The 23,636-nt window shown below is 35.1% G+C and carries 26 protein-coding genes and 1 other RNA gene; 13 read left to right on the forward strand and 14 right to left on the reverse strand.

Translation table 11 applies throughout. The features are described 5' to 3' along the window. The first annotated feature begins 220 nt into the window (after window positions 1-220). Together A9Q93_RS00190 and A9Q93_RS00195 are read left to right on the forward strand one after the other, a co-directional pair. Window positions 221-979 carry a lipopolysaccharide kinase InaA family protein gene (locus A9Q93_RS00190; RefSeq protein ID WP_303685349.1) on the forward strand — a complete coding sequence of 253 codons (759 nt, stop codon included), beginning with the start codon at window positions 221-223 and terminating at the stop codon, window positions 977-979. Then, window positions 976-1,815, forward strand: coding sequence for a glycosyltransferase family A protein (locus A9Q93_RS00195; RefSeq protein WP_303685350.1), 840 nt, complete (start codon window positions 976-978; stop codon window positions 1,813-1,815). The genes A9Q93_RS00190 and A9Q93_RS00195 overlap by 4 nt, the downstream gene beginning before the upstream one ends. Here A9Q93_RS00195 and A9Q93_RS00200 read toward each other — a convergent pair. Further along, complete coding sequence (locus A9Q93_RS00200) at window positions 1,812-2,576, reverse strand: glycosyltransferase family 2 protein (protein ID WP_303685351.1); 765 nt, start codon at window positions 2,574-2,576, stop codon at window positions 1,812-1,814. The genes A9Q93_RS00195 and A9Q93_RS00200 overlap by 4 nt on opposite strands. Window positions 2,577-2,865: 289 nt before the next feature. Here A9Q93_RS00200 and A9Q93_RS00205 point away from each other — a divergent pair, with 289 nt between their 5' ends. Beyond that, window positions 2,866-3,702: a glycosyltransferase family 2 protein gene (locus tag A9Q93_RS00205; RefSeq protein WP_303685352.1), complete on the forward strand. Its 837-nt coding sequence runs from the start codon at window positions 2,866-2,868 to the stop codon at window positions 3,700-3,702. Here the strand turns inward: A9Q93_RS00205 and A9Q93_RS00210 are convergent. After that, on the reverse strand, window positions 3,699-4,763 hold the full coding sequence (locus tag A9Q93_RS00210; protein WP_303685353.1) for a glycosyltransferase family 9 protein: 1,065 nt from the start codon (window positions 4,761-4,763) through the stop codon (window positions 3,699-3,701). The two genes, A9Q93_RS00205 and A9Q93_RS00210, sit on opposite strands and share 4 nt — an antisense overlap. Next, the gene (locus tag A9Q93_RS00215; protein WP_303685354.1) at window positions 4,763-5,578 is read right to left on the reverse strand and encodes a 2,3,4,5-tetrahydropyridine-2,6-dicarboxylate N-succinyltransferase; all 816 of its coding nucleotides are present in this window, start codon (window positions 5,576-5,578) and stop codon (window positions 4,763-4,765) included. Before A9Q93_RS00215 ends, A9Q93_RS00210 begins: the two co-directional genes overlap by 1 nt. 98 nt (window positions 5,579-5,676) lie before the next feature. Between A9Q93_RS00215 and ruvX the strand changes: the two genes are divergently transcribed. From ruvX to A9Q93_RS00235, 4 genes are all read left to right on the forward strand, one after another. Then, a complete protein-coding gene (gene ruvX / locus A9Q93_RS00220) occupies window positions 5,677-6,108 on the forward strand; it encodes a Holliday junction resolvase RuvX (protein WP_303685355.1) in 432 nt (143 codons plus the stop codon). A gap of 101 nt (window positions 6,109-6,209) precedes the next feature. After that, window positions 6,210-6,803 carry a peptide deformylase gene (gene def, locus A9Q93_RS00225; RefSeq protein WP_303685356.1) on the forward strand — a complete coding sequence of 198 codons (594 nt, stop codon included), beginning with the start codon at window positions 6,210-6,212 and terminating at the stop codon, window positions 6,801-6,803. 138 nt (window positions 6,804-6,941) lie between these two features. Beyond that, window positions 6,942-7,340 (forward strand): DUF5606 domain-containing protein, encoded by a 399-nt coding sequence (locus A9Q93_RS00230; protein WP_303685357.1) that lies wholly within the window; start codon window positions 6,942-6,944, stop codon window positions 7,338-7,340. 228 nt (window positions 7,341-7,568) lie between these two features. After that, window positions 7,569-8,846, forward strand: coding sequence for a hypothetical protein (locus A9Q93_RS00235; RefSeq protein WP_303685358.1), 1,278 nt, complete (start codon window positions 7,569-7,571; stop codon window positions 8,844-8,846). Window positions 8,847-8,990: 144 nt separating this feature from the next. On the opposite strand, the gene A9Q93_RS00240 is transcribed toward A9Q93_RS00235, so the two are convergent. Genes A9Q93_RS00240 through rlmD form a run of 4 tightly spaced genes read right to left on the reverse strand, consistent with a single transcriptional unit; the run spans window position 8,991 to window position 13,091 of the window. Next, the gene (locus tag A9Q93_RS00240; protein ID WP_303685359.1) at window positions 8,991-9,686 is read right to left on the reverse strand and encodes a DUF6048 family protein; all 696 of its coding nucleotides are present in this window, start codon (window positions 9,684-9,686) and stop codon (window positions 8,991-8,993) included. Next, on the reverse strand, window positions 9,667-10,179 hold the full coding sequence (locus tag A9Q93_RS00245) for a DUF6452 family protein (RefSeq protein WP_303685360.1): 513 nt from the start codon (window positions 10,177-10,179) through the stop codon (window positions 9,667-9,669). Before A9Q93_RS00245 ends, A9Q93_RS00240 begins: the two co-directional genes overlap by 20 nt. Before the next feature lie 3 nt (window positions 10,180-10,182). Next, entirely contained in the window at window positions 10,183-11,670 is a 1,488-nt protein-coding gene (locus A9Q93_RS00250) for a thioredoxin-like domain-containing protein (protein WP_303685361.1), read from the reverse strand. Window positions 11,671-11,672: 2 nt separating this feature from the next. Beyond that, window positions 11,673-13,091 carry a 23S rRNA (uracil(1939)-C(5))-methyltransferase RlmD gene (rlmD, locus tag A9Q93_RS00255; RefSeq protein WP_303685362.1) on the reverse strand — a complete coding sequence of 473 codons (1,419 nt, stop codon included), beginning with the start codon at window positions 13,089-13,091 and terminating at the stop codon, window positions 11,673-11,675. Between the two features lie 155 nt (window positions 13,092-13,246). Between rlmD and rocD the strand changes: the two genes are divergently transcribed. Genes rocD through A9Q93_RS00270 form a run of 3 tightly spaced genes read left to right on the forward strand, consistent with a single transcriptional unit; the run spans window position 13,247 to window position 15,216 of the window. After that, a complete protein-coding gene (rocD, locus tag A9Q93_RS00260) occupies window positions 13,247-14,524 on the forward strand; it encodes an ornithine--oxo-acid transaminase (RefSeq protein ID WP_303685363.1) in 1,278 nt (425 codons plus the stop codon). 1 nt (window position 14,525) lies between these two features. After that, window positions 14,526-14,846: a CD225/dispanin family protein gene (locus tag A9Q93_RS00265; RefSeq protein ID WP_303685364.1), complete on the forward strand. Its 321-nt coding sequence runs from the start codon at window positions 14,526-14,528 to the stop codon at window positions 14,844-14,846. Further along, window positions 14,833-15,216, forward strand: coding sequence for a DUF2752 domain-containing protein (locus A9Q93_RS00270; RefSeq protein ID WP_303685365.1), 384 nt, complete (start codon window positions 14,833-14,835; stop codon window positions 15,214-15,216). The genes A9Q93_RS00265 and A9Q93_RS00270 overlap by 14 nt, the downstream gene beginning before the upstream one ends. A gap of 114 nt (window positions 15,217-15,330) precedes the next feature. Here A9Q93_RS00270 and A9Q93_RS00275 read toward each other — a convergent pair whose 3' ends face one another. From A9Q93_RS00275 to A9Q93_RS00290, 4 genes are all read right to left on the reverse strand, one after another. Further along, a complete protein-coding gene (locus A9Q93_RS00275; protein ID WP_303685366.1) occupies window positions 15,331-15,693 on the reverse strand; it encodes a CCC motif membrane protein in 363 nt (120 codons plus the stop codon). Window positions 15,694-15,705: 12 nt separating this feature from the next. Next, window positions 15,706-16,026, reverse strand: coding sequence for a CCC motif membrane protein (locus tag A9Q93_RS00280; protein ID WP_303685367.1), 321 nt, complete (start codon window positions 16,024-16,026; stop codon window positions 15,706-15,708). A gap of 62 nt (window positions 16,027-16,088) precedes the next feature. After that, window positions 16,089-16,385 carry a DUF2752 domain-containing protein gene (locus A9Q93_RS00285; RefSeq protein WP_303685368.1) on the reverse strand — a complete coding sequence of 99 codons (297 nt, stop codon included), beginning with the start codon at window positions 16,383-16,385 and terminating at the stop codon, window positions 16,089-16,091. A 1-nt stretch (window position 16,386) separates the two neighbouring features. After that, window positions 16,387-18,408 carry a T9SS type A sorting domain-containing protein gene (locus A9Q93_RS00290; RefSeq protein ID WP_303685369.1) on the reverse strand — a complete coding sequence of 674 codons (2,022 nt, stop codon included), beginning with the start codon at window positions 18,406-18,408 and terminating at the stop codon, window positions 16,387-16,389. Window positions 18,409-18,513: 105 nt separating this feature from the next. Between A9Q93_RS00290 and A9Q93_RS00295 the strand changes: the two genes are divergently transcribed. Beyond that, complete coding sequence (locus tag A9Q93_RS00295) at window positions 18,514-18,720, forward strand: hypothetical protein (RefSeq protein WP_303685370.1); 207 nt, start codon at window positions 18,514-18,516, stop codon at window positions 18,718-18,720. Beyond that, entirely contained in the window at window positions 18,721-19,260 is a 540-nt protein-coding gene (locus A9Q93_RS00300; protein WP_303685371.1) for a Smr/MutS family protein, read from the forward strand. Here A9Q93_RS00300 and A9Q93_RS00305 read toward each other — a convergent pair. Beyond that, window positions 19,220-20,206, reverse strand: a complete 987-nt coding sequence (locus A9Q93_RS00305) for a hypothetical protein (RefSeq protein ID WP_303685372.1) — start codon at window positions 20,204-20,206, stop codon at window positions 19,220-19,222. The genes A9Q93_RS00300 and A9Q93_RS00305 overlap by 41 nt on opposite strands. Before the next feature lie 72 nt (window positions 20,207-20,278). Between A9Q93_RS00305 and A9Q93_RS00310 the strand changes: the two genes are divergently transcribed. After that, window positions 20,279-21,448 carry a cysteine desulfurase family protein gene (locus A9Q93_RS00310; RefSeq protein WP_303685373.1) on the forward strand — a complete coding sequence of 390 codons (1,170 nt, stop codon included), beginning with the start codon at window positions 20,279-20,281 and terminating at the stop codon, window positions 21,446-21,448. A 123-nt stretch (window positions 21,449-21,571) separates the two neighbouring features. Here the strand turns inward: A9Q93_RS00310 and ssrA are convergent. Together ssrA and A9Q93_RS00320 are read right to left on the reverse strand one after the other, a co-directional pair. Continuing rightward, window positions 21,572-21,970: a transfer-messenger RNA gene (gene ssrA, locus A9Q93_RS00315) on the reverse strand. A 94-nt stretch (window positions 21,971-22,064) separates the two neighbouring features. Beyond that, window positions 22,065-23,636 (reverse strand): T9SS type B sorting domain-containing protein (locus A9Q93_RS00320; RefSeq protein WP_303685374.1); only part of this gene is annotated, 1,572 nt, incomplete at its 5' end.

A 23,636-nucleotide genomic window follows, 5' to 3' on the forward strand; every position in this document is an offset into this window, starting at 1 on the left:
ATCATGGGTTGCTTGCCCATCGATTCTTACTTGTTTTTTATGTGTTGAAATATTTTTTTTCCAGTCTAGTAAAATCTAAAAACTGGAAATTATGGCGTGTACTTCTCAAAGGTGCACCATTAAGCCTTTCCTTAAAACAACAGCAAGTAGTATTGCCTGAATAACATGGGACTTGATGAAAGCATTTAATGTATTTTTGTTTTAAAATTATAGGAGATAGATGAGTAAAGAAAATTTTGTTAGTGATTCGCTTTCGCGAAAGCGGTTTCAGGAAATACTTCTATTATTTGATCAATCTTCTAGGCAGCTAGGTGATGATCGCAACACGATCAAAGTCATCGATTACGATGGGAAAAAACTAGTAGTAAAATCGTTTAGAACTCCTAATTTTATTAATAAAATAGCTTATCGATTTTTCAGGAAATCCAAAGCGGCTCGGTCTTATTATAACGCTAAATATTTAGAAAAAAACAACATTGGTACGCCGTCACCAGTGGCATATCTAGAGCAATTTAGCAGTGTAGGTTTAAATAAGAGTTACTACGTTAGCGAGTATGCAAATCATGATTTTACCTATAGAGAAATTACTAATGATACAAACCTTGTAGATAAGGAGAACATTTTAATTCAGTTCTCACAGTTCATGTTCAAAATGCATGAAGCTGGAGTATATTTTCTAGATCATTCTCCTGGAAATACGTTAATCACAAAGGAAGGTGAGATGTATCATTTCTCTTTAGTAGACCTCAATAGAATGAAATTTTACGATATTCCTTACGAGGACCGGTTAAAGAATTTTGAGCGCTTATCGCCCAAAAAATGGATGTATGAAATAATGGGTAAAGAATATGCTCGTATTTCTGGACAAGATGAAGAATATACTATTGAAACCATGTGGAAACATACTCAGGATTTCCAAGAAGCTTTTCATAAAAAGAAACGTTTAAAGAAAAAATTAAAAGGGATTTTTAAAAAATGAAATTAGCAGAAATTCCGAAGTCCTTAAGCGCAAGTGTGAAAATGCTGCTCGTACCTCATTCTAAATTAGGGAATGCGTATACAAAGAAGATTCCTGTTATCGTCTCTTTAACTTCTATTCCTACGCGATTAAGAACATTACATATTACCATACGCAGCATGTTGCAACAGGAATACCTACCTGAAAAAATTGTGTTGTGGCTCAAAGACGATCTAAAAGATCAGATACCGAAACGGTTATCTAAATTACAAGGAGATATCTTTGAAATTAGATTTTCTCCTTACGGATTTTCACATAGAAAATTGATTCATAGTTTAGATGCTTTCCCAGATAAGACCATCATAACCTGTGACGATGACGTTATCTATCAGTCAGACACACTTAAGATTATCTATGAAGAACACTTAAAGTTCCCAAAAGAAATAATAGGGAACAGGTGTCGTAAAATGACATACGAAAACGGAACGATTAATTCCTATAGTAAGTGGCCGTTTGTAGCAAATCCTCCGCAACAAGGAGCTCATAACATGCCAGTAGGAGCTTTTTGTGTTTTATATCCAGCGCATAGTTTGCACAACGATGTTCAAGATGTAAATCAATTCATGAAGTTAGCACCTAAAGCAGATGACCTGTGGTTTAAGGCGATGGCCATTTTAAATAACACAAAATCTCTTCAAAATACATCACAGCCAGACATACCTATTCCTATTATGGGAACGCAATTTGTGGCATTAAAAAAGGTGAATAAAGGTCAAGATTATAATCGAGTGCAGTGGCAGCAAATATGTGACCATTATGATCTTACTAAGGAGAAAATTGAAAAGTTACTTTCTTAATCGATTCCTCTACGCAAGAGCCATAATTTTACATACCTCATAAATATACCGTAGCTTCTTAAGTAAGCGATAGAAAAGCCTACAAAACCATCTAAGAATCCCAGTTGAATGATATAGTGCTTAAAAAAGCCCCAAAACGGTTTTATGACTACATGAAACAAGGTGATTTTACCTACTTTTTTATCAAAGTCACGAGCTTGTAAACTGGCATATCGCTGCAGTTTATTAACATGATGATCCATGTTCACATACTTGTAATGAAGCAATTTATGATTAAGCCAGCCTAAAGTTCCGTCTGCTTCTATTTCAGAGTGTACATGTTTATCAATATATCTACATTTAGATTTACGAAATAACCGAATTACTTTATCATTTTTCCAACCACTATAACGCACCTGTTTTCCCATAAAGAAATTACGTCTTCCCATCCAGTAACCTACGTGACCGTTACTCTCTAAATTAGGATACAGCTGTATTATTTCTTCTTTTAATGCAGGTGTTACCCTTTCATCTGCATCAACTAAAAGAATCCATTCATTACTAGCTTGTGGAATTGCCCAATTTTTTTGAGATGCACTGTGGATATATTCTCTAGTAAGTAATTTATCAAAATAAGGTTTTCCTAATTCAACAGTATTATCTGTACTATTACTGTCTACGAGAATAACCTCATCGCAAAAATCTACACTCTTAAGAACTTCAACAATATTGTGAGCCTCGTTATATGCAGGGATAATTGCGGTAATAGGATATTTAGACATAAGTAATAACTAATTTTTGAATTTAAAATCAGACAGCAGCAAAAATAACTTTGTTCTATTAATAACCTAAAATCTAATCGATTAATTTATAGATTACTTTACATATATAGTAAAAAAGTGCGGTTCTTGTACTTTAATCATCTTTGTTATTTATATTATTCTATTGCTTTTTTAAGTCTATTATTTTGATTATTAGAATTATATGTGGCAGGATGTTGAGGTAGAGGTAGAGTAGCTATGTCAGTTTATATCGTTAAATTTGTATTTATAGTAATTGCTCTATTTATTTATGATTAAAGATCCATCTATTTCGGTTGTTATTAGTACTTATAACTCTATCCCATGGTTAGAAAAAACATTGTGGAGTTATGAATATCAAGTTTTCAGACAGTTTGAAATCATTATCGCAGATGACGGTTCTGATAATAGAACCAAAGAATTTATTGAGAATTATAAAAAAAATAGTAGTAAGAAAATCATTCATGTATGGCATGAGGATGATGGATTTCAAAAAAGTTCAATTCTCAACAAAGCACTCATGGCTTGTAATTCTGAATATGTGGTCATGTCAGATGGTGACTGTATAGCTAGAGAAGATTTTTTACAAATTCATTACGAGCGTAGAGAGCATGGGCATTTCTTATCAGGAGGTTACTACAAATTACCTCTAGAGCTTTCTAAGCAAATAACAAATGACGACATCGCAACACAGAGATGTTTTGACGTAGAATGGTTGCGTAAAAACGGTTTGCCTAATTCTTACAAAAACCAAAAGCTCACTTCAGGATTTGTAACTGCAAAAATCATGGAGAATCTCACGCCTACTAATGCTAGCTGGAATGGTCATAATTCTAGTGGATGGCTTAAAGACTTAATTGCTGTAAATGGTTTTGATGAACGCATGCAATATGGAGGTCAAGATCGTGAGTTAGGCGAGCGACTTTTTAATTATGGATTAAAATCTAAACAGATACGCTATAGTGCTATATGTTTGCACCTAGATCACGCTCGCGGTTATAAAAATCAAGAATCTATCGATAAGAATAAAGCGATAAGAAAAGCAACCAGAGGTGAAAAGAAAGACTTTACTCCTTATGGGATTGTAAAGGAAGAGAAGAACATTTAATAATTCTCTTTAGTAAACTTTTTTAATTCTGGAAAAACCAGTTTTGCTTCAAACTTTTGATAGAGCTCAAGTGCTTGAGGCTTCATTTTCTTCAAAGGTTTTTCTTGATAAAGCTCTGGTTTAAAATCCTTAAGATGCACAGATATGTGTTTCTTACCATCTTCTCCTACGTTCCAAGATGATTTATTAATCCAAGGGCTAAAAATAGTGAAGGTAGCAATGTCTAGAGCCTTCCCCATATTTACAGCGCCGCCTTCATTACCTATGATGCTGTCGCAGTGAGATAGAACTTTGAGAAAATCTCTTATACTTGGTGCAAAAGCATCTATGAAAATAAGTTCCCTTGTAGCTGGTGAACAGGCGTTATAAATTGTGAGCGCCGCGTCTTTTTGATGAGGTATATAATTAAAAAGTAATTGAGACTTTGTATGAGCAACAAACTCATCAAGCACTTTGGCCATAGTGTTAAAAGGCAAGGTTTTTACGTCGCTACTGCCCAGCACGCTTACCATTGTAAGAGGTGTTTCTAGATCAATGCCAGATGCTTTAATCCAGTTTTTGCCTTCTTCTATTTCTGATTTAGTAAGGTATATTTTTGGTTTAAGATGCCATTTAACATGATCAGTAAGTGGTTGCGTGAGTAGCATTCTACTGCCTAAGGCTACACCAGTCTTATAAATAGATGTATCCGGCTCATTTCTTACGGTATGAGTGTAAGCAAATACAGAGAACCATTTTTTATACCCTATTCTTTGCTTTGCTCTCGATAAAAAGGAAAGAATAGCACTATTATTCTTCCCATAGGCATCGATGAGAAGATCATATTTTTTTTGTTTCAGCTTTCGCGAAAGCGAGATTATAAAACTCATTTTCTCAAAATCTGATTTGGACACTTTTATAAGTCCATCAATAGCAGGATGATGTGCCACTAGAGCCTCTGCATGTGAAACGATTAAGTAATCGAGTCGTGCCTGAGGATAGGTGATCTTAAGTTGATCTGCAATGATAGTGCTAGTAAGCACATCACCCAACATTTGATATTGAATAAGTAAAATGCGCACTACACGGCTACATTATATTCACGCAAGGCATCGTTAAGTGAAGTTTTTTTATTGGTACTTTCTTTACGTTGTCCTATAATAATTGCACAAGGCACATTATATGTTCCTGCAGGAAATTCTTTTGCATAGCTTCCTGGTATGACTACAGATCGTGCCGGTACGCGACCTTTATATTCTATAGGTTCATCACCAGTAACGTCTATGATTTTTGTACTAGCGGTAAGAACTACATTTGCGCCCAAAACTGCCTCTTTTTCTACACGCACACCTTCTACCACGATACAACGTGAACCTATAAAGGCGTTGTCTTCTATAATAACAGGAGCTGCTTGTAAAGGCTCTAAAACGCCACCTATTCCTACGCCACCACTTAAGTGAACATTTTTACCTATTTGAGCGCAACTACCGACAGTTGCCCAAGTATCTACCATAGTGCCTTCTTCTACATAAGCACCTATATTTATGTAAGAAGGCATCATGATTACACCGCTAGATATGTATGCACCGTGTCTTGCCACAGCATTAGGTACTACACGTATTCCTTTGCTCTGATAACCAGTTTTAAGTGGAATCTTATCATGATATTCAAATGGAGCACATTCTATAGTCTCCATTTTCTGAATAGGGAAGTATAAGACAACTGCTTTCTTTACCCATTCATTTACTTTCCAGCCATCTTCAGTAGGTTCTGCTACACGCAGTGTTCCACGATCTAACATATCTACTACTTCTCTTATTGCTGTTTTAGTAACTCTATTTTCAAGCTGGGATCGATCTTCCCATGCGTTTTCTATTACATTTTGTAACTGGTCCATAAGTAGTTTTTTACAAATATAATAGCTACTATGTGTAATAAGCAGTTTGATGCGCCTAGATTAGCTTATCCTTAACCATTTATTTATTTTTGCAAAGTATGGCGCGACTTCTAGCAATCGATTATGGAAAGAAAAGAACTGGTATAGCAGTTACAGATCCTATGCAAATTATTGCATCTGGATTAACGACAGTTGCCACAAGAGATCTTACTTCTTTTTTAACTGATTACCTGAAAAAAGAACAAGTAGAAACCATTATTTTAGGAGAACCTAAACAAATGAATTATACTGATAGTGAGTTAGGGCCATGGCTTAACAAATATGCGATACGATTAAAAGAATTGTTTCCTGATGTAAAAATAGAACGAGAAGACGAGCGTTTTACTTCAAAAATGGCTCATGCCAGTATGTTGAGTAGTGGTATGAAAAAGAAACAACGTCAGAATAAAGCGCTAGTCGATGAAATTGCCGCAACCATCATATTGCAGAGTTATATGGATAGAGTTAATAATGGATTCAATTTTCTGTAAGTACATTCTCAGAATTTAAAATAGAGTTGCAATAGAATCAAATACTGTAATTAATCATCGTATAGTAATCATTAGATATTAAAAATTAATCATTAAAAAATATGATTTTACCCATAGTCGCTTACGGCGATCCAGTTTTAAAAAAGAAAGCAAAGGATATAACACCAGATTATCCGCAGTTTAAAGAGACTCTTGAGAATATGTGGGAAACCATGTATAACGCAAACGGTCTTGGCCTTGCAGCACCTCAGGTAGGTCTATCCATCAGGTTATTTCTTGTAGATACGTCTCCTTTTGGTGACGATCCAGATTTTTCTGAAGAAGAGGCAAAGAAATTAGCAGGTTTTAAAAAAGCTTTTATCAATGCCGAAATTCTAGAAGAAAGCGGTGAGGAATGGGCATTTAACGAGGGTTGTTTGAGCATACCTAATGTGACTGAAGATATTTTCCGTAAAGAAGAAATTGTTATACGATATCTAGATGAAGATTTCAATGAGCATACAGAGACTTATAATGGTATTATAGCGAGAGTCATACAACATGAGTATGATCATATAGAAGGTACTTTGTTTACAGATAAAATATCCAGCCTTAAAAAAAGATTATTAAAAGGCAGGTTAACAAATATTTCTAAAGGCAAAACCGACGTAGGTTACCGCATGAGGTTTCCAGAGGTTAAAGGAAGAAGAAGATAAATCAAGAAAAGGTTAGTTACCGATGCTTATGCATTTAGTAAGTAACAACTATTACCACTACTTAAAATAATTACTCGCACGATCTTATGAATAATCTAAATGGTTATTCAATATATTTGCGACCGCTAAAAAAAGAATATGAGTTTAGATAAAATTTTATCCATCACAGGAAAGCCAGGATTATACCAGTTAAAAACCAAAGCAAAAAGTGGTTTTGTAGTAGAATCCTTAATAGATAAAAAAACCTCTATAGTAGGTATCAATCATAATGTAAGTGTACTGAATGATATTTCCATTTATACTTGCTCTAAAGAAATGCCTTTAAAAGAAGTATTTAAAAAAATAGCTGACAAAGAATCTAACGGTCCCACGATCAACCATAAAGTGGGTAAAAAAGAATTAGAAGCTTATTTTAATGAGGTGCTGCCAGAATATGATGAAGAGCGTGTGTATGCCAGCGATATCAAAAAAGTAATTCAATGGTACAATTTGTTAGAGTCTAATGGACTTCTAAGTTCTATAGATGAAGAAGAATAAATAAACATTTTTAACTTCAGTAAAAGCCTTACTTTTTATAGTAAGGCTTTTTTTTTGCTTTCGCGAAAGCGGAACATGAGTAAGGTTTTTAGACTGCCAGCTAGACACTTTAGTCATTTTAATCGATTATAAATATTACTTCATCGAATCTATTTCATTTTAAATATATCTTAAGTAAAAAGGTTTTCAAAGACTGTAAATTGCTAAGTTTTATTAAATACTCAAAATTTGAATTTACCAATTAAAAAGTTAAACATCTGGCCTGTAATTCTTGTATTTTTAGGGTCAAATTTATTAATGGCTCAAGTAGGAATAGGTACAGATAACCCATTAACTACTTTAGATATTAGAGCTACAAATGACTTAGGATCTGTATCATCTGAAGATGGTATTTTGGTACCGCGAGTAGTTGATTTAAGTTCTAACGGTACTGAAAACGGTCAGCTTATATTTCTTAATTCGGTATGGACTGATGATCAAGGAACAGGTAGTACAAGTGACGATATATCATATTCTATAGGTTTTTATTTTTGGGATACTGGGGCTAGCACATGGAGTCCTATTAATACAAATATTGAGCCGTGGAATGAAGCCTCTACATCAAACCCTGCGACTGATAACACAGATAACATTTATTCTTTAGGTCAAGTAGGAATAGGTACGACAAATCCTTTAGGTGCTTTGCATATTACTACACAAAACTCTAGAGATGTACTCTTTTTTAGATTCATCGATGCAGAAACAGATGATCTAGACTTAGATATGTATCGATCTCGAGGTACTCTAGCCTCTCCTGCAGCGGTTACTGATGGTACATTTTTAGGTGGTGTAAGGGCAAATTCTCTTACCCAATCTAACACATTTAATTTTGCCCCAGCTACTGAAATAAACTTTATTGCAGACGGTAATAATTCTGCTGGTAGTAGTCCTGGAAAAATAGTGTTTGCCACCACACCAGATGGCTCTAACGCTACCATTGATCGCATGGTCATTAAAGAAAGTGGAGCAGTAGGGATTAATGAAGATGATCCACAGGCCACTCTTGATATTAATGGTTCATTAAGGTTAACAGATGGTAATGAAGGACCTGAGTCATTACTAACAGGAGATTCTAATGGTGATGCATCATGGGATAAAAGAGCGATAACAAAACATGCTAATGTTTTTTTGCCTAACACTGGTGAAGTTTTAATATCAACAGAGTGGTTAGAGGTTAGTACTGATGGAATTTCATATGGTGGTGGTACAAACCGTGGGCTTCTTGTTGAGAATTCACATCCTAGTCAATCCTTAACCTTATACTGGAATTCTCCTAATGCATCTAGCACAGGTACTGTTACAATAGCTGCCGGTGCAAGCCAGACTATTTTAGTGGGAAACACAAATGATACCATTGAAATTATAGCCAGTAGAAGAGGCTCTCCGACGAGTGAAAACAGCTTTTATTTTAGAGGTATAACTTTGTCTGGTGTACTAAAGGGTTTCACAACTATTGATAAACTATAATCGTTTGGTATTTATTTATTAAAGATTATAATAAAAAGTAAATCAAGTGAGATCTTCTTGTAACTTATGATCTTATGTAATAAAAATCATACCAATCAAAATAAAGAGTTGAGCTAATAAAATTGTCACTGTAATTAAGAGGCATTACTTCTTAAAAAATGGTATGCGATACATGATGCCGTATGAGTAGCCTGCGCCTATATTACCTCTATCATAAGTTCTGCCAAATCCTGGCGCGTAAAGGTTATCAAAATTCTCAGGAGCGTTTTCTGTGAGGCGATGTTTTAATTGAAGATTTGCTATAACAAAAAAATTGTTCAGAACTTCTACTTTTATTCCTAGTTGAATTTCTATCCATACCATATTAAGTCCAGAAAACTCTCTATCAACTACATTTGTAAAAATGGGAAAATAGTTATTATCTGTATTGTAATCGTATCTATTCAGTGTTTGAGAGAAATTTGCAAAACCCAATCGTGCTCCACCATAGATCATGTTATCCATGTCTAACCAGTTCTGGTAGAAGTTATAGTCTACACCAGCTTTTAAAAACTGACCAGTACTTTCATAATCTACACTTTCACTAGTTCTGTCTAAGGATTCATTTCCTATTTCTCCAGCAACATATAGACGATCTGTTAGTCTGTAATCTGCCAAAATTTGAAAACCAGTATATTCTGGATCTATTCCTGTTCTTATTAAGCTAGCAGCATCTATTCCAGCTCTTAATCCATAAGTTTTTTTATAGATAATGCTGTCTGTGGAAATCTCGTTTTCGCCTTGAGCGAAACCAAAGACAGAAATTAATACAAATGAAAGGCTAATGAAGTATTTGTACATGAATGTCTGTATTATTAGTAACATTACTTTCTATGACTACAATTCTATCAATCCAGTTATCACCAGAGCTTTCTGGAGTTTGAACTGCCACTAGGTTGTTGTAAATAACCCTGAATCCACAAGCTCTACTGACATATTCTTCATTTAGCGTATAGTTAAAGTTGATATTATCTGAGTTAGTAATATTCTCTTTTGTAAGGATCAAGTTATAGCTGGTCGTCGCACTATCTGTTCTTAATGGAAGTGAAATCGTGGAAGTATTTGTTAATACAAGCGAGCCATCACTATCTAATGGTGCAAAGTCTGTACTTCCTATTTCTTGTACTTGAATACGCTCTACTACTTTTTCTTCTAGTGGATTGATGGCATCTTTAAACTCTATAACTAATCTAGGTGTTACTGCTTGCTCTGGTGTGCATAAATCATCTTTTTCACAGCTATTAGATAGCAACGTGAGTACAAAGAGAAGAGCCATTTTTAAATAAAACTTCATAATTTACTTGCTCTCATCGTTTAAGTTTACCTCATTACCTTGAATCAAATTTTTAAGAATATCTGTAGTTTTCCTATAACTAGGACGGTGAATATAGTCAGATAGTACTTGATCACCATTCTTGTCGATAATAGTATAAGTAGGAAAGCCTTCTAGATGGATTTGATCTTGTATAATAGCTCCTTCTTCATCATTTAAAAAGTAATGTTTTCCTTTTATTTGATATTGAGAAATTGAAGGTAAGTAAGCCTTTTTATCACTTGCGTGGCACAAATAAATAAACTCCACGTCTTCTTTGAATTTTTCATGTAAAGCTGGTGAAGCTTCTTTAAACTCTGCTTTACAAGGGCTGCACCACGTCGCCCAGTTGTCTATGTAAATTATCTTACCATTTGCATTAGAAATGATCTCGTCAAGATATTTTGATGGATCATCGGTTTTAAAAGTGAGTAGCTCAGTTTCTTTAGGAAGGTCTGGATTATCTAAAAGTTTTCTCTCTTCTTCATACCGCTCTTGCAATGAAATTCCCAAAGTAGAATTTTCAAAGTATGGTTTTAATCTTTCTGAATTCTTTTCATACAGTTGAAGTGAGTGATTCTTAAGATCGTCCATTACTAGCATAGCAATGGTGTGCTGGTTTAAGAACGTGTCTTTATCTAAGGCATTTTCAATTATGACTTGATCAATTTCAGATGAGGTCGCTTCTGGAGATTTTTTCTCAATTTCTTGATAAGCAAACGTATAATGATGATGAAGTAAGTTACTTATCGTACTTGAATTTACTAAATCTTCACGGTCTAGTCTAGGTAAATTATTTATACTGCTGTAATAGTCGCCATTTATAGCTGGTAATTCTTTACCGTAGTATCTAGCAAATGCGGCGTACTCCATTTTTATATTATGAAGCGCATATTTTTCATCTGCATTGATGTAGTCTCTTAGGTATTTATTGATGCTAGGGTCATCTTGAAATTTTTTGTAATGCTTTTTAAGGGCGTCTTTTTGATTGCCTAAGTATTCTTCTAGATCTTTGTAATTCTTATTACTATCATTTACAAAAAAATCATCGGTATTTACAGGATTGTTATTAAGGTAATCTTGTAGACTTTCTTGCGTGGTCGCTGTTCTTCCAGTAAACTGTAAATTGTCTTCAAAGTCAGCTGCCTTTCTACTTTCTAGAAAATTTGCGGTGATGGTATCGCCAGGAACGGCAAGAATTGAAAAACTATTGATGCCATACAAGGTGAATTCACTGGCGTATTTTAAATCTATGACGGTTTCAAAGTCTCCGTTTTCATTTATAGCAATATCTTTTTGAATACTTTGCTTTTCAAAAATATCATAACCGTATAAAGTAATTTTATCTAGCTCCAAAGAATCAGTTACCTGTACATTTCCTTTGATATAGGTTTCCTTAGCAGTTAGGATTTCATTTTCAGAGCAGCTGCCTAGAACAAAAACCAATACTAAAAGAACAATTGTGTATTTCATATTTACTTTCTTAATTCCAGTAATACTACGTTTTCTACGTGATGCGTTTGTGGAAACATATCTACAGGTTGTACTTTGGTGATTTGATATTTCTCATTTAATAACGCTAGATCACGTGCTTGTGTTGCGCTATTACAACTTACATAAACGATTTTTTTGGCACTTAAATGAAGTAGTTGTGCAACAACGTCTTTGTGCATTCCATCTCGCGGCGGATCTGTAATTACCACATCAGGCTGGCCGTGTTCATTTATGAAATCTTGAGTAAACACTTCTTTCATGTCTCCTGCAAAAAAGGTAGTGTTATCAATACCATTATGTTGTGCATTAGTTTTAGCATCTTCTATGGCCACTGGAATGGCTTCTATACCTACTACATGCTTTGCTTTTTTTGCTACAAATTGAGCAATGGTTCCAGTACCTGTATATAAATCATAAACGAGTTCTTCACCGCTCAACCCTGCAAAATCTCTCGTGATTTTATACAGCTCATAGGCTTGCTGGCTATTAGTTTGATAGAAAGACTTAGCATTAATTTTAAATTGCAAGCCTTCCATTTCTTCAAAGATATGGTCGCGTCCATGGTAACAAATCACATCTTGATCATAAATAGTATCATTTGCCTTTTCATTAATGATGTATTGTAGCGATGTAATTTGTGGAAAAGATTCTTTTAAATGATCTAATAAAGCAAGTCTTTGCGCTTCGTTGTCTTGAAAGAACTGAATTACCACCATATTTTCTCCTGTGGAGGACATGCGCAACATTAAGGTTCTTAGAGTTCCAGTCTTTTCTCTAGGGTTAAAGTAGGATATGTTTTCCGCTTTCGCGAAAGCGTGCACACTCAACCTAATATCTTCTCCTATTTGAGGATGAAGATGGCACTCGTCTAGGTGCAAGATCTTATCCCACATGCCAGGAATGTGAAATCCTAAAGCCTTTTTATCTTCAATTTCTATATCACTTTGAATCTCTTCAAGAGTCAACCATCTGTTTGCACTAAAGCTGAATTCCATCTTGTTGCGATAATGATACTGTTGTGATGAGCCAGCAATAGCAGTAATTTCTGGAAGCTCCAAATGACCTATACGTGTCAGGTTTTCAACTACTTCTTTTTGCTTAAAATACAGCTGGCTTTCATAGGTCATATGTTGCCATTTACAACCACCACAAGTATTGAAATGTTTGCAAACAGGCGTTGCTCGTCGCTCACTTAATTCTATAAATTTAGTAACACGACCTTCATAAAAGGAACGTTTCTTTTTAAAAGTCTGAATATTTACGACATCGCCAGGAACGGCATCGGTGAGGAATATGACTTCACCTTCTTCAGTTTTTGCAACACTTTTACCTCTTGCTCCAGCGTCTACTACTGGGACGTTTTCAAAGGATTTTTGAGCTCTTCTTCTTCGTTTTGACATAGGTGCCAAAATTAACTAAAATCCTCGTTTTTATAGAACTTTACTCGTGTTATTGTATGCAGTGTTCCTTGAGAATTTCGCAAATTCTTAAAGGTTATAATTTTAATCCTGCAAGCTAAATGATTAAATTGCGGCAAATGATTAAAAGTAGAGAAATGAGCATAGAGACAAAGAGCAAGGCGCAACATTATATTGATTTAGAAGATAAGCATGGAGCACATAATTACCATCCATTACCAGTTGTATTGGAAAAAGGTGAAGGTGTTTATGTTTGGGATGTAGATGGTAAAAGGTATTTTGACTTCTTAAGTGCTTACAGTGCAGTTAATCAAGGACATTGTCATCCGTCTATTGTTAATGCTATGAATGAGCAGGCGCAAACTTTAACGCTTACATCTAGAGCTTTTCATAATGATAAGTTAGGGCAGTATGAGAAATACATGACTGAGTACTTTAGTTTTGATAAAGTATTACCCATGAACACTGGTGCAGAAGCTGTAGAAACAGCTATTAAAATTGCACGTAAATGGGCTTATGAGAAAAAAGGAGTTGAGGAGCATGAGGCAAAAATTATCGTAGCAGAGAATAATTTTCACGGTCGTACCACAACCATTATTTCCTTTTCAAATGATGAAGGTGCTCGTAAAAACTTCGGTCCGTACACACCAGGTTTTATTAAAATACCTTACAACGATACGCAAGCCCTTGAAAAAGCGTTGCAAGAGGAGAACGTTGCTGGTTTTCTAATTGAACCTATTCAAGGTGAAGCTGGTGTTTTTACGCCAGACGACGATTATATGAGAGCATCACGTGATTTATGTACTAAGCACAAAGCCCTTTTTATTGCTGATGAAATACAAACTGGTATTGCAAGAACTGGTGGATTGCTAGCAGTTTGTGGTAACTGTACTTGTGAAGCTCATTGTGAGCGCCAGCCAGAAACTTATGCACGACCTGATATGTTGATTTTAGGAAAAGCACTTTCTGGTGGAGCATATCCTGTAAGCGCTGTACTTGCAGATAATGAAGTAATGAATGTGATTAAACCAGGACAGCACGGTTCTACTTTTGGAGGGAATCCTGTTGCGGCAGCAGTTGCAATGGCAGCTTTAGAAGTAGTTAAGGATGAAAACTTAATCCAAAATGCTCGCGCTTTAGGAAGTTATTTTAGATCTGAAATTCAGAAGTATATTGAAACTACTGACACGGTAACCTTAGTTAGAGGTAGAGGTTTACTAAATGCTATCGTTATAAATGATACAGAAGATAGTGATACCGCGTGGAATATATGTTTAAAATTACGTGATAATGGATTGCTTGCTAAACCAACACATGGTAATATTATAAGATTTGCACCACCTTTAGTTATGAATAAAGAGCAGTTAGATGATTGTATAGCTATCATTATTAAGACTTTAAAGGAGTTTGAATAATATGGAAAACCAGAACCAACCAAACTATAGACAGCAATACTCACAACAGTTTAATCCACAAAACTTTGGTCCACCACCTAAAACATGGTTGGCCGAGTCGATAATTGTTACTTTGTTATGCTGTCAGATTTTTGGAATCATTGCCATAGTTTACAGTTCTCAGGTAGAGAGTAAACATAGAGTAGGAGACTTTCAAGGCGCACAAGCGGCCAGCACTAATGCACGAAACTGGGTAATTGCCGCTGCAGTAACTGGTTTTGTATTAGTCCTCATATTTTTATTTACAGGTGTGCTTGCTGCAATTGCTGATGGCGGTTTCTAATTACAAAAGATATCTTTTAGGATGCGGTATTGCTGTAATGGTAATGACCGCATTTTTTCTATACAAAAAATTCAATCCAGTAGAGCATAACTTATTTCCGCAATGTCCAAGTAAATATTTGACAGGATATGATTGTCCAGGTTGCGGTTCTCAGCGGGCGGTTCACTCTTTCTTAAACGGTGAACTGAGTAAGGCATTCCGTTTTAATCCATTATTATTCATATTGTTACCATATGGTATCGTTGTAGGTGTATTTGAGTGGATACCTGCTTTAAGAGACCATCTATTGAGAAAGTTATTAATCAATTTTTACGTGATCATAGTCATTGTAAGTGTCATTATTTTATTTACTATATGGAGAAATTTATAATTCCTCAGTATTAATAAGGGAACTGTCAGAACTATTTCTATTTACTATTTAATAGTTATATTAACAAAAAAGGGAAAGCGCTAGCTTTCCCTTTTTTCAAATAATAAAGAAGTATTATCTACATCCTGCTTCTTCAGCAGCTTGATATATTTGCTCCATAGATTCTGCTGGAACATTAGGATTGTTTTCAAACATTCCTATGTACCAATCAAAAAATGCACATGGATTAACTAAAGTCCAGATTACAAATGCTAGACCTATAAAAGATATAAATAAAGAAACAATTGCAAATACTCTAGCAGATTTCATTGCTTTTCCATTAACAAATTGATCTGGATTTGCTTCGTATTTTTTAATCTCTTTAGTAGCTACTACAATTGCGATAATTGCTGCAACCGTTCCTAAACCGTATACACAGCAGCATAATAATCCTACTACTGATAAAATGTAAACTAATGTGGTATTTAATTTTTGCATGATTTGATTGTATTAAAATTCAACTCCTGAGTCTCTCATCGCGTCTTCATATCCTGACATAACTTGATCCCATGGAGTTGTGGCTACGCCATAAATGAAGTATAATAAATATAATGAGGCAAGTATGAATATAATTAAAGAAACTGTTTTTGCTGTTTTCATTGCATCACCATTAGAATAAGATTCTGGCGATGCTTCATATTTTTTCATTTCTTTTGAAGCTATAAAGAAGGCTATTCCTGTCGGTATGATAGCAATTCCAAATGGCCAGCAACAGCAAATCAATCCTACAATAGATAGGATATAGACTAATGTTGTATTTAATTTTTGCATAATAAGGTTGGGTTTAATTTGTAAAGTTAGTAATGAACTTTACTACAATGTTACAATAAATTTTAATGAATTACCATTTTAATTAAGTAGCTGGATACAATGGTTCCTATTGTAAGTATAGTTGCCCAAAGTTTAATTTGTTCTCCATGTTTAAAATCTTTAAACCAGTCTACTATTAAAAACACAAATAGAAAGATACCTGGAAATAACCCAGGATACATTAAAAAGGAATCTACAATGTTGCCTTGGAGTAAAAAAGAAATGGACCGCTGGATACCACATCCAGGACAGTCCATTCCCATTAGTTGTTTACTCATACAAGGTAGCATCCAGCTATCATCTACGAGGAGTGTATTCATATTAATTAGAGATACTAACCTTAACTGATTTCTCTTTATTATCTGTTGTTGTAACCTTTGCAATATAAATCGCACTCGATAATGATGCAGTTTCAAAGGTATAAGTAGATTGTGTAGTTGTAGGTTTACTAGAAAAAACTTCTCTTCCTGCAAGATCATACAAAGCAATACTTGCTACATCTTCTTGATTGGGATTTAATACCGTAAGTTCCTTTATGTTGTTGTTTTGAAATATATCAAAATTCACTTCATCTAGATTTTCATTACTCAAGGTGCTAGAAGTATCCTTAAATGTAATTTCAAAACGGTCAGTATAATGACCAGGTGCTATTAATAATGTTTTATTTCCAGCCTTAAGGTCATGATATGTTCCTGTTTGAGTATCATGTAAGAATACATCATTAGGATTAAAATTAATCAAGAAAGCTAACTCAAATTCAACATCGATAGGCGATGTGTTTGACGCTGCTACTTCTACGCCTATAGGAATAGCCATATTTTCATCATAGGCTTGTGAAGATAGTCCATATTCACCTTCTGTACCTATTTTTATATATGCGTCTGTATCAATTCTACCAGAAATAGGGCTTTCCCATGCAAAATCATATGCTTGTGATGTACTATCGTCAAAGATGAAATTTAACGGCCTTACATATAGTGCATTAGGTATTACGTTGATAATCATTTTAGGAACTTGGCTCGCTACGATAGCGCTTTGAGGATCGCTCACTCCAGGAGCTGCTTTAAAATAGGATTCAACGCCATTTTCTCTTTGAAAAACACGCATAGAATTATTAAATGTAATCAATTCACCAGTCTGACCACCTGGCAATGTCACGCCATCTGATATATTAGGTGTTGCATCTTGTTCAAATGATGTTGGTGTAAAAGGTACATCCGTATTAGTTCTAGAAATAAAAAAACCTTGACCTACTGCTGCATATCTTCTTCTACCATCCATTAAACCATTATCTACAAAACTAGCGTCATCTGCAGGTGGCGTAGGTGGTCCTAATAAATTAGTTGTTCTAGTACTTGTATTGATAGTACCGTCATTGTTCGTTCTTCTAAAAACTGGATCTTGATAAGTACCGTTATTTGCATAGCCATCATTAGTTCCAGGTGCAAATCCTAGAGGTACGTAGCGAGCATAGCCGCCTAAGTAGCTTGTTAATAAATGAGAGCCTTCTTCTTGAGATTCCCAAAATTCAACCCATGGATCCATTAAAACTGTACCTGCACCACTATCTTGAGCATTTTCTTGAAGAAACTTCTTTAAATCTAATGCACTAGGATATGGATTACCTGCAAGAGTTCCATTATCGTTACCTACACCTACTGTTATGGTTCCATTGTTAGGTCTACCTCTAAAGTCATATCGCTGTCCTCCATCAAAATTTGGTGATCCTCCAGATATTTCATTAACACCTTTCATGGTGAAACCATATCCAGGTCTAGCGGTTTGTGAGCCGTTAAAATTAGTCCATCCTGCATATCCAGTAGCTGGATTACCACCACTATCATAAGTCCATAACCATCTACCGGCGATTTGCAATTTATCTACACCATCTATATCACCATCATCACTTTGTCCATTTCTAACACCGTAAGCTAGTATTTCAGAATCTTCAGCAGTAATTGTAAAATCTGTTCCATCTACTGGTGGAGAAGAAGTGTTAATGGTAGGATATTTTATTTGAGTATTAAGAAAACCTTCATTTCCTGATGCGGTTAATGCGTTACCTACAGGAGCAGACCAGTAGTTATAACTATAAACATTTGCAGTTCCTTCTTGAAAAATAGAAAGTACACCACTTCCTTCATTCGGTACATTGCTATCTTGTAAAAGCTGCGCTTCACCTCTTAGATAGATTTTAGAATCTGCATTAACTAAATTAATTTCTTCTTTAACAAAAATGTCGGTCCCTTTTGAGAACACAAAATTATCTCCTACTACGTTAAGCTGACCATAAACGGCGCCGGTAGTTAGAAATAAAAAAGTGATATAAAGTAAATTCTTCATAATATGATCCTTAACTACACAAAAATATAATTTTAAGCGGCTAATAATTATAATGATATGTAAAAGTTTATAGATTTGCGGTAACTAATAGATGAACTATACATAATGCCGATTAAGAACAACACTAAGCAGCTTTTCAACGGATTTCTTATCATTATAGGTGCTTCATTTTTACTCTACTCCTTAGTGGATAACACTGCAAGTATCTGGTTTCAAATCACCGGTCTGATATGTTTAATGTTGGGAGCTTATCGTGCTAGTAGTCACTGGGCAGCTCACAAAGATGATCACCTATCTGAAGAAGAGGAGTAAATGAAAAAGTTTAGAAAAGGAGATAGAGTTCTTGTTTTAGACGATGATTTTGGTGGTGTGGTAGCTTTCGCGAAAGCGGAACAAATAACTATCCTTACTGATGATGGAATAGAGATAACCTTCCATCAAAACCAGTTGATAATTGACAAATCTTTTACTGTTTCTAAGGTGGAAATTAAAAAAGAGCCAACTCCTTCTAGGTCAAAAAAACGAACTGTATCTCGTAAAAAAGCAGCATTTATTCCGGCCGTAGAAATAGATTTGCATCTACATCAATTAGTTAAAAATGAGCGAGGTATGGATGCCTATGAAAAGCTTAATTTACAAATAGAAACAGCACGTCATAAAATAGAATGGGCGATTGAAAACCGTGTTCCTAAACTTGTGTTTATTCATGGGATAGGTCAAGGCGTTCTCAAAGAAGAATTGCGATTCTTATTTGATCGATACACGCAAATTGAATATTATGATGCTGACTATCAAAAATACGGTAGAGGAGCTACTGAAATACGCATCCGTCAGAACCTGCCGGTGGATTAAATGCTGGTGTACAGGATAATTCATTAGCTTCCTGAATAAAATCACCGAATGGATATACCGTATTGAAAACTATTTCTTCAGATTCATTTTGCAAGTTGAGCGTTTGAATGGTTATATTTAATTCTATAACTCTGTTGATGGTGTGAGGAATATATTCTGTTACTAAAGGATTTGCTTCAGTATTTATCATTGGGTTCCTGAAATTGGGAATGTTAGAGTTCAATGGTATATCATCTGTGGGATCAATATTACCATCTATAGACTCATTTCTTGTTAGGGTCCCATCTTGATCATCGTCCTCATCTAGATAATCAAGAATGCCATCGCCATCAGTATCTAAGCTTGCTGCCATATCGATATTTCCATCGCTGTCTAAAACTACACCTTCCAGAATGGTAGGGACGTTATCACCATCATCATCAATATCTAGGTAATCAGGTATACCATCATTATCTGTATCTTCACTAGCGGCTTCATTAATAATACCATCTATAAAAACAGCACCTTCTTCTGTGGAAGGTATCCCATCGTTGTCATCATCACTACGTCTTCTCGTTTCTACATAAATGTCACCAGCTATAGCATTATAAACCTCAGTCACTCTCGGTGAACTGGGAGGAATACTGTTACAATAATAATCGTCTCCAGGTGCCGCATCAAATTTCCTATATTCAAATGATTCAAAGCTACTAGAAATAATAGTGTATGGACCGTAGCTACCTTCTGTATTTAATATATCATCTGAAGTATTGATCTGGAGTACTAAACTCTCAAAATTAGTATTCTCATTTTTATAAAAAACGTAATTGAAAGTTTCACCTGTTCCAGAGGTAGGGTCACAAGCTTCTACGGCACTGTCTTCAAAATCAAAATCATTTGTAATGATGTCTCCATCGTCACATCCTATTAAAACTATAGGGAATATAAGGTAAAGCAGTTTTTTCATAATAACAAAAGTAGTCAATCATATTAAAGCGTTAAAGCTTAATTTTTATTGCAAATAATTTACTTTTGTGACATGAGACAAGTTTATTTAGACAGCGCAGCAACTACACAAATGAGACCTGAAGTCATTGATAGAATGACGGAGGTTATGAAAGAAGTTCATGGTAACCCTAGCTCCACTCACAGTTACGGGCGTAGTGCAAAATCACTAATTGAGAATGCACGCAAGAATATAGCTGCTCAATTAAATGTTACTGCTGCCGAAATTATTTTTACTTCTGGCGGTACTGAAGCTGATAACCTTGCCATTCATAGTTGCGTGCGTGACCTAGGAGTTGAGCGCATTATTACGACAACTATAGAGCATCACGCCGTTATTTATATAGTAGATTATTGTGCCGAAAAATATGGGACTGAAGTTGCTCATGTTAAGTTGAAAGATTGTGGCACACCTAATTACATTGATCTAGAAAGATTACTTTCTACAAGTGATAAAAAGACACTGGTTTCATTGATGCATATAAACAATGAGATAGGCAATAAATTAGATATCGATCGCGTAGGAGAATTATGTAAAAAATACGGAGCATTGTTTCATAGTGATTGTGTACAATCTATAGGTCATTTTGAAATGGATCTTAAAAAATTGCCAGTAGATTTTACTGCAGTGTCTGCTCATAAATTTCATGGACCTAAAGGAGTAGGTTTTGCATTCATAAGAAAAGGTACAGGTTTAAAACCTCTTATTTTAGGAGGATCTCAAGAGCGAGGTATAAGAGCAGGAACTGAAAGTGTGCATAACATCGTAGGAATGGATCTAGCACTTCAAATGGCCTATGATTCTTTAGAACAAGATAGAGCTTATGTAGTAGATCTTAAAAATTATTTTAAAGAAGAACTAGAAAAGCACGTTCCTGGGGTGAAATTTAATGGCAACTGTAGCGACCATGAAAATAGTACTTACACGCTTTTAAATGTCTGTCTTCCTTGCCCGGCAGATAAAGCTGCGATGCTTCTTTTTACAATGGATTTAAAAGGCATTGCTTGTTCTAAAGGTAGCGCTTGCCAGAGCGGTTCGCAAAAAGGATCTCACGTATTAACCAGTGTGTTGAATGATGAAGATTTAAAGAAGCCTAGTTTACGTTTTAGTTTTTCAATTTATAATACAAAAGAAGAACTTGATTATGTAGTAGAAGTTTTAAAAGAGTATATAGAGAGTATAACGATTACTGAAACCGTATAATCACAACACTATATCTAAAATACTCTCGCTTTCGCGAAAGCGGATACCCTAATCACTTCTACTGATTGTCATAGAAATATGAATAAAAAAAAACCACGCAAGTAAAAGCGTGGTTTTAATTTTTTGTGGAGTCGGAGAGAATCGAACTCTCGTCCAAACGAGCGAATTCATCGCTTTCTACATGTTTAGTTTCCATTTGATTTCAGTCGTTACACCGGTTAGAAACTACCAAAGTAACGCTTGTCTTCAATTAAATTTCTCCTCAACATCAAAGTCCTATTGAGGATAGGTTTACTTTTACGAAGTCCCTAAATCAAGTGCCGTAAACCAAGGCCTTTGAGGAACTTCCTGCATGCTCGTCTTACGAGCCGAGGCACATCTTACTATAATTCAGATTATGCTGCTAGGGCGTAGTTATTCTCGCCGTTTAAAAAAGTGTGAATCATGATATTTAAGAGCTATGTCCCAGCGCTCTACATGCTTACAATCAAGTCGGTCTCGCTGTCAAAACCAGTCGACCCCATATTTAATCAAAGTAAAATAATTGATTAATTTTTTTACTAGCTACAAAGGTACTATTTAGATCAGTACCGAGATGTCAAAATTCTGACAAAATTTATCTCTTTAAGGTAAAGTGTCCTGTATGTGTTTTACCATTTGATCGCGTAACGCGATACCAGTAATCAGACGAAGGAACAGGAGCGCCATTGTAAGTGCCATCCCAACCTATACTCTGTGGATCAATAACCACAATCAATTTACCATATCTATCGTATATAGTAATGCTTACGTCAGCTTCTCTCTTGGAGTTTATAATTTGCCAGTAATCATTAAATCCGTCTCCATTAGGAGTAAAGAACTTATTATAATACAATAAAAATAATTCTTCACTTTGAACCACTTCTCCACATTCAAGTTCTTTGACATAAATCTGATAGTCTTCTAGAGGTAAATCGTTAAATACATTAGATGTCTGGAAAATATCGTTGTTTACTGAATATTCATAGTTTCCATCAGAACTCATAATAACTTCAATGGAGTTAGAATTTTGAGACCAATCATTAACTCGTATTTCTTCGATTATAGGAAGCGTAGAAACATCAACATTAATCCGCACGGTTGCCTCACAGTTAAATTGCCCAAAATCTTTTACAACAGTTAGGGTATAGTCGCCTACAGTGTCTACTAATATATTTTGATCATGACTTCCAGTATTCCATTCATAACTTATGTAGCCATCAGGAGCCTCTAAGATGAGATCTTGTCCATCACATAAATATTGTTGTCTGTCGATATCTACAGTTATAAATTCTGGTGTTATAATATCAAAACTAATAACATCAAAACACTGAAAATTAACTCTATTATCCACACGTACCCAAATAGTTTGTGTGCCCATTTGTGGAGTGATTTCTATAATATCATTATCACGTTTTAAAGCATCTTCTTCATTCAAATAATATGTAATATCAAAAACACTAAAATCTAAGGTGCCTAAAAAATCATCTTGTCTATCTATAAAAAAGAATGGGTTGTTTTCCAGGCAGTTATAAATATCTTCTATAGGTTCAATAGTAGGAGAATCATATATAATGAGATCTTTACTATCAGAAAATGTAGGATTGCCTGAAGCGTCAAAACCTTGAATGCTTACCGTATAAGTTCCTGGAGCTGCATATGTATAGTTTATAGTGTCAGAGCCCATTAAGATTGTACCGTCTCCTAGATCCCATTCGTATGTGGTAGAAAAGAAATCACTTCCAAATTTCAATTCGGTCGATTCTCCTAAACAAATGTTGAGAAAAGAAAGTCCCTCTGGACGCTCAGGTAATAAAAACGTAGGTAGGTCTAGAAGGTGGTTGCCTGTGTTAAAATTGAACACATTTACCTCATAGTCACAACCTAAGCCTACTGTGTTAGGTTCTTTGATAGCGCCTAGAAAAGATCTACCTCGATTGCTTACATATATTTTGCGATCCGGTCCTAACTTGAGATGAGAATAGGTTAATGAACCTACTTGAGGGGTCACATTTATATAAGGAGGAATTTGCGTTAAATTACTCAAGTCATATTGTCTTATTCCTTCTGTATTATGAGTCACATAGAGTACCTTACTATTAGTTGAGAATTCTACAGAAGTAAAAGGTGCAGGCTGTACGTCTTGCTCTGGTGTGCTACTGGGGTCTTC

The sequence above is a fragment of the Nonlabens dokdonensis genome (genome assembly GCF_002162835.1).
GTDB classification, from domain to species: domain Bacteria; phylum Bacteroidota; class Bacteroidia; order Flavobacteriales; family Flavobacteriaceae; genus Nonlabens; species Nonlabens dokdonensis_B.

Coding starts and splice junctions, on each gene's coding strand:
- A9Q93_RS00190 (WP_303685349.1), top strand. CDS start 221: ATGAGTAAAGAAAATTTTGTTAGTGATTCGCTTTCGCGAAAGCGGTTT.
- A9Q93_RS00195 (WP_303685350.1), top strand. CDS start 976: ATGAAATTAGCAGAAATTCCGAAGTCCTTAAGCGCAAGTGTGAAAATG.
- A9Q93_RS00200 (WP_303685351.1), bottom strand. CDS start 2,576: ATGTCTAAATATCCTATTACCGCAATTATCCCTGCATATAACGAGGCT.
- A9Q93_RS00205 (WP_303685352.1), top strand. CDS start 2,866: ATGATTAAAGATCCATCTATTTCGGTTGTTATTAGTACTTATAACTCT.
- A9Q93_RS00215 (WP_303685354.1), bottom strand. CDS start 5,578: ATGGACCAGTTACAAAATGTAATAGAAAACGCATGGGAAGATCGATCC.
- ruvX (WP_303685355.1), top strand. CDS start 5,677: ATGGCGCGACTTCTAGCAATCGATTATGGAAAGAAAAGAACTGGTATA.
- def (WP_303685356.1), top strand. CDS start 6,210: ATGATTTTACCCATAGTCGCTTACGGCGATCCAGTTTTAAAAAAGAAA.
- A9Q93_RS00230 (WP_303685357.1), top strand. CDS start 6,942: ATGAGTTTAGATAAAATTTTATCCATCACAGGAAAGCCAGGATTATAC.
- A9Q93_RS00240 (WP_303685359.1), bottom strand. CDS start 9,686: ATGTACAAATACTTCATTAGCCTTTCATTTGTATTAATTTCTGTCTTT.
- A9Q93_RS00245 (WP_303685360.1), bottom strand. CDS start 10,179: ATGAAGTTTTATTTAAAAATGGCTCTTCTCTTTGTACTCACGTTGCTA.
- A9Q93_RS00250 (WP_303685361.1), bottom strand. CDS start 11,670: ATGAAATACACAATTGTTCTTTTAGTATTGGTTTTTGTTCTAGGCAGC.
- rlmD (WP_303685362.1), bottom strand. CDS start 13,091: ATGTCAAAACGAAGAAGAAGAGCTCAAAAATCCTTTGAAAACGTCCCA.
- rocD (WP_303685363.1), top strand. CDS start 13,247: ATGAGCATAGAGACAAAGAGCAAGGCGCAACATTATATTGATTTAGAA.
- A9Q93_RS00265 (WP_303685364.1), top strand. CDS start 14,526: ATGGAAAACCAGAACCAACCAAACTATAGACAGCAATACTCACAACAG.
- A9Q93_RS00270 (WP_303685365.1), top strand. CDS start 14,833: ATGGCGGTTTCTAATTACAAAAGATATCTTTTAGGATGCGGTATTGCT.
- A9Q93_RS00275 (WP_303685366.1), bottom strand. CDS start 15,693: ATGCAAAAATTAAATACCACATTAGTTTACATTTTATCAGTAGTAGGA.
- A9Q93_RS00280 (WP_303685367.1), bottom strand. CDS start 16,026: ATGCAAAAATTAAATACAACATTAGTCTATATCCTATCTATTGTAGGA.
- A9Q93_RS00285 (WP_303685368.1), bottom strand. CDS start 16,385: ATGAATACACTCCTCGTAGATGATAGCTGGATGCTACCTTGTATGAGT.
- A9Q93_RS00290 (WP_303685369.1), bottom strand. CDS start 18,408: ATGAAGAATTTACTTTATATCACTTTTTTATTTCTAACTACCGGCGCC.
- A9Q93_RS00295 (WP_303685370.1), top strand. CDS start 18,514: ATGCCGATTAAGAACAACACTAAGCAGCTTTTCAACGGATTTCTTATC.
- A9Q93_RS00300 (WP_303685371.1), top strand. CDS start 18,721: ATGAAAAAGTTTAGAAAAGGAGATAGAGTTCTTGTTTTAGACGATGAT.
- A9Q93_RS00305 (WP_303685372.1), bottom strand. CDS start 20,206: ATGAAAAAACTGCTTTACCTTATATTCCCTATAGTTTTAATAGGATGT.
- A9Q93_RS00310 (WP_303685373.1), top strand. CDS start 20,279: ATGAGACAAGTTTATTTAGACAGCGCAGCAACTACACAAATGAGACCT.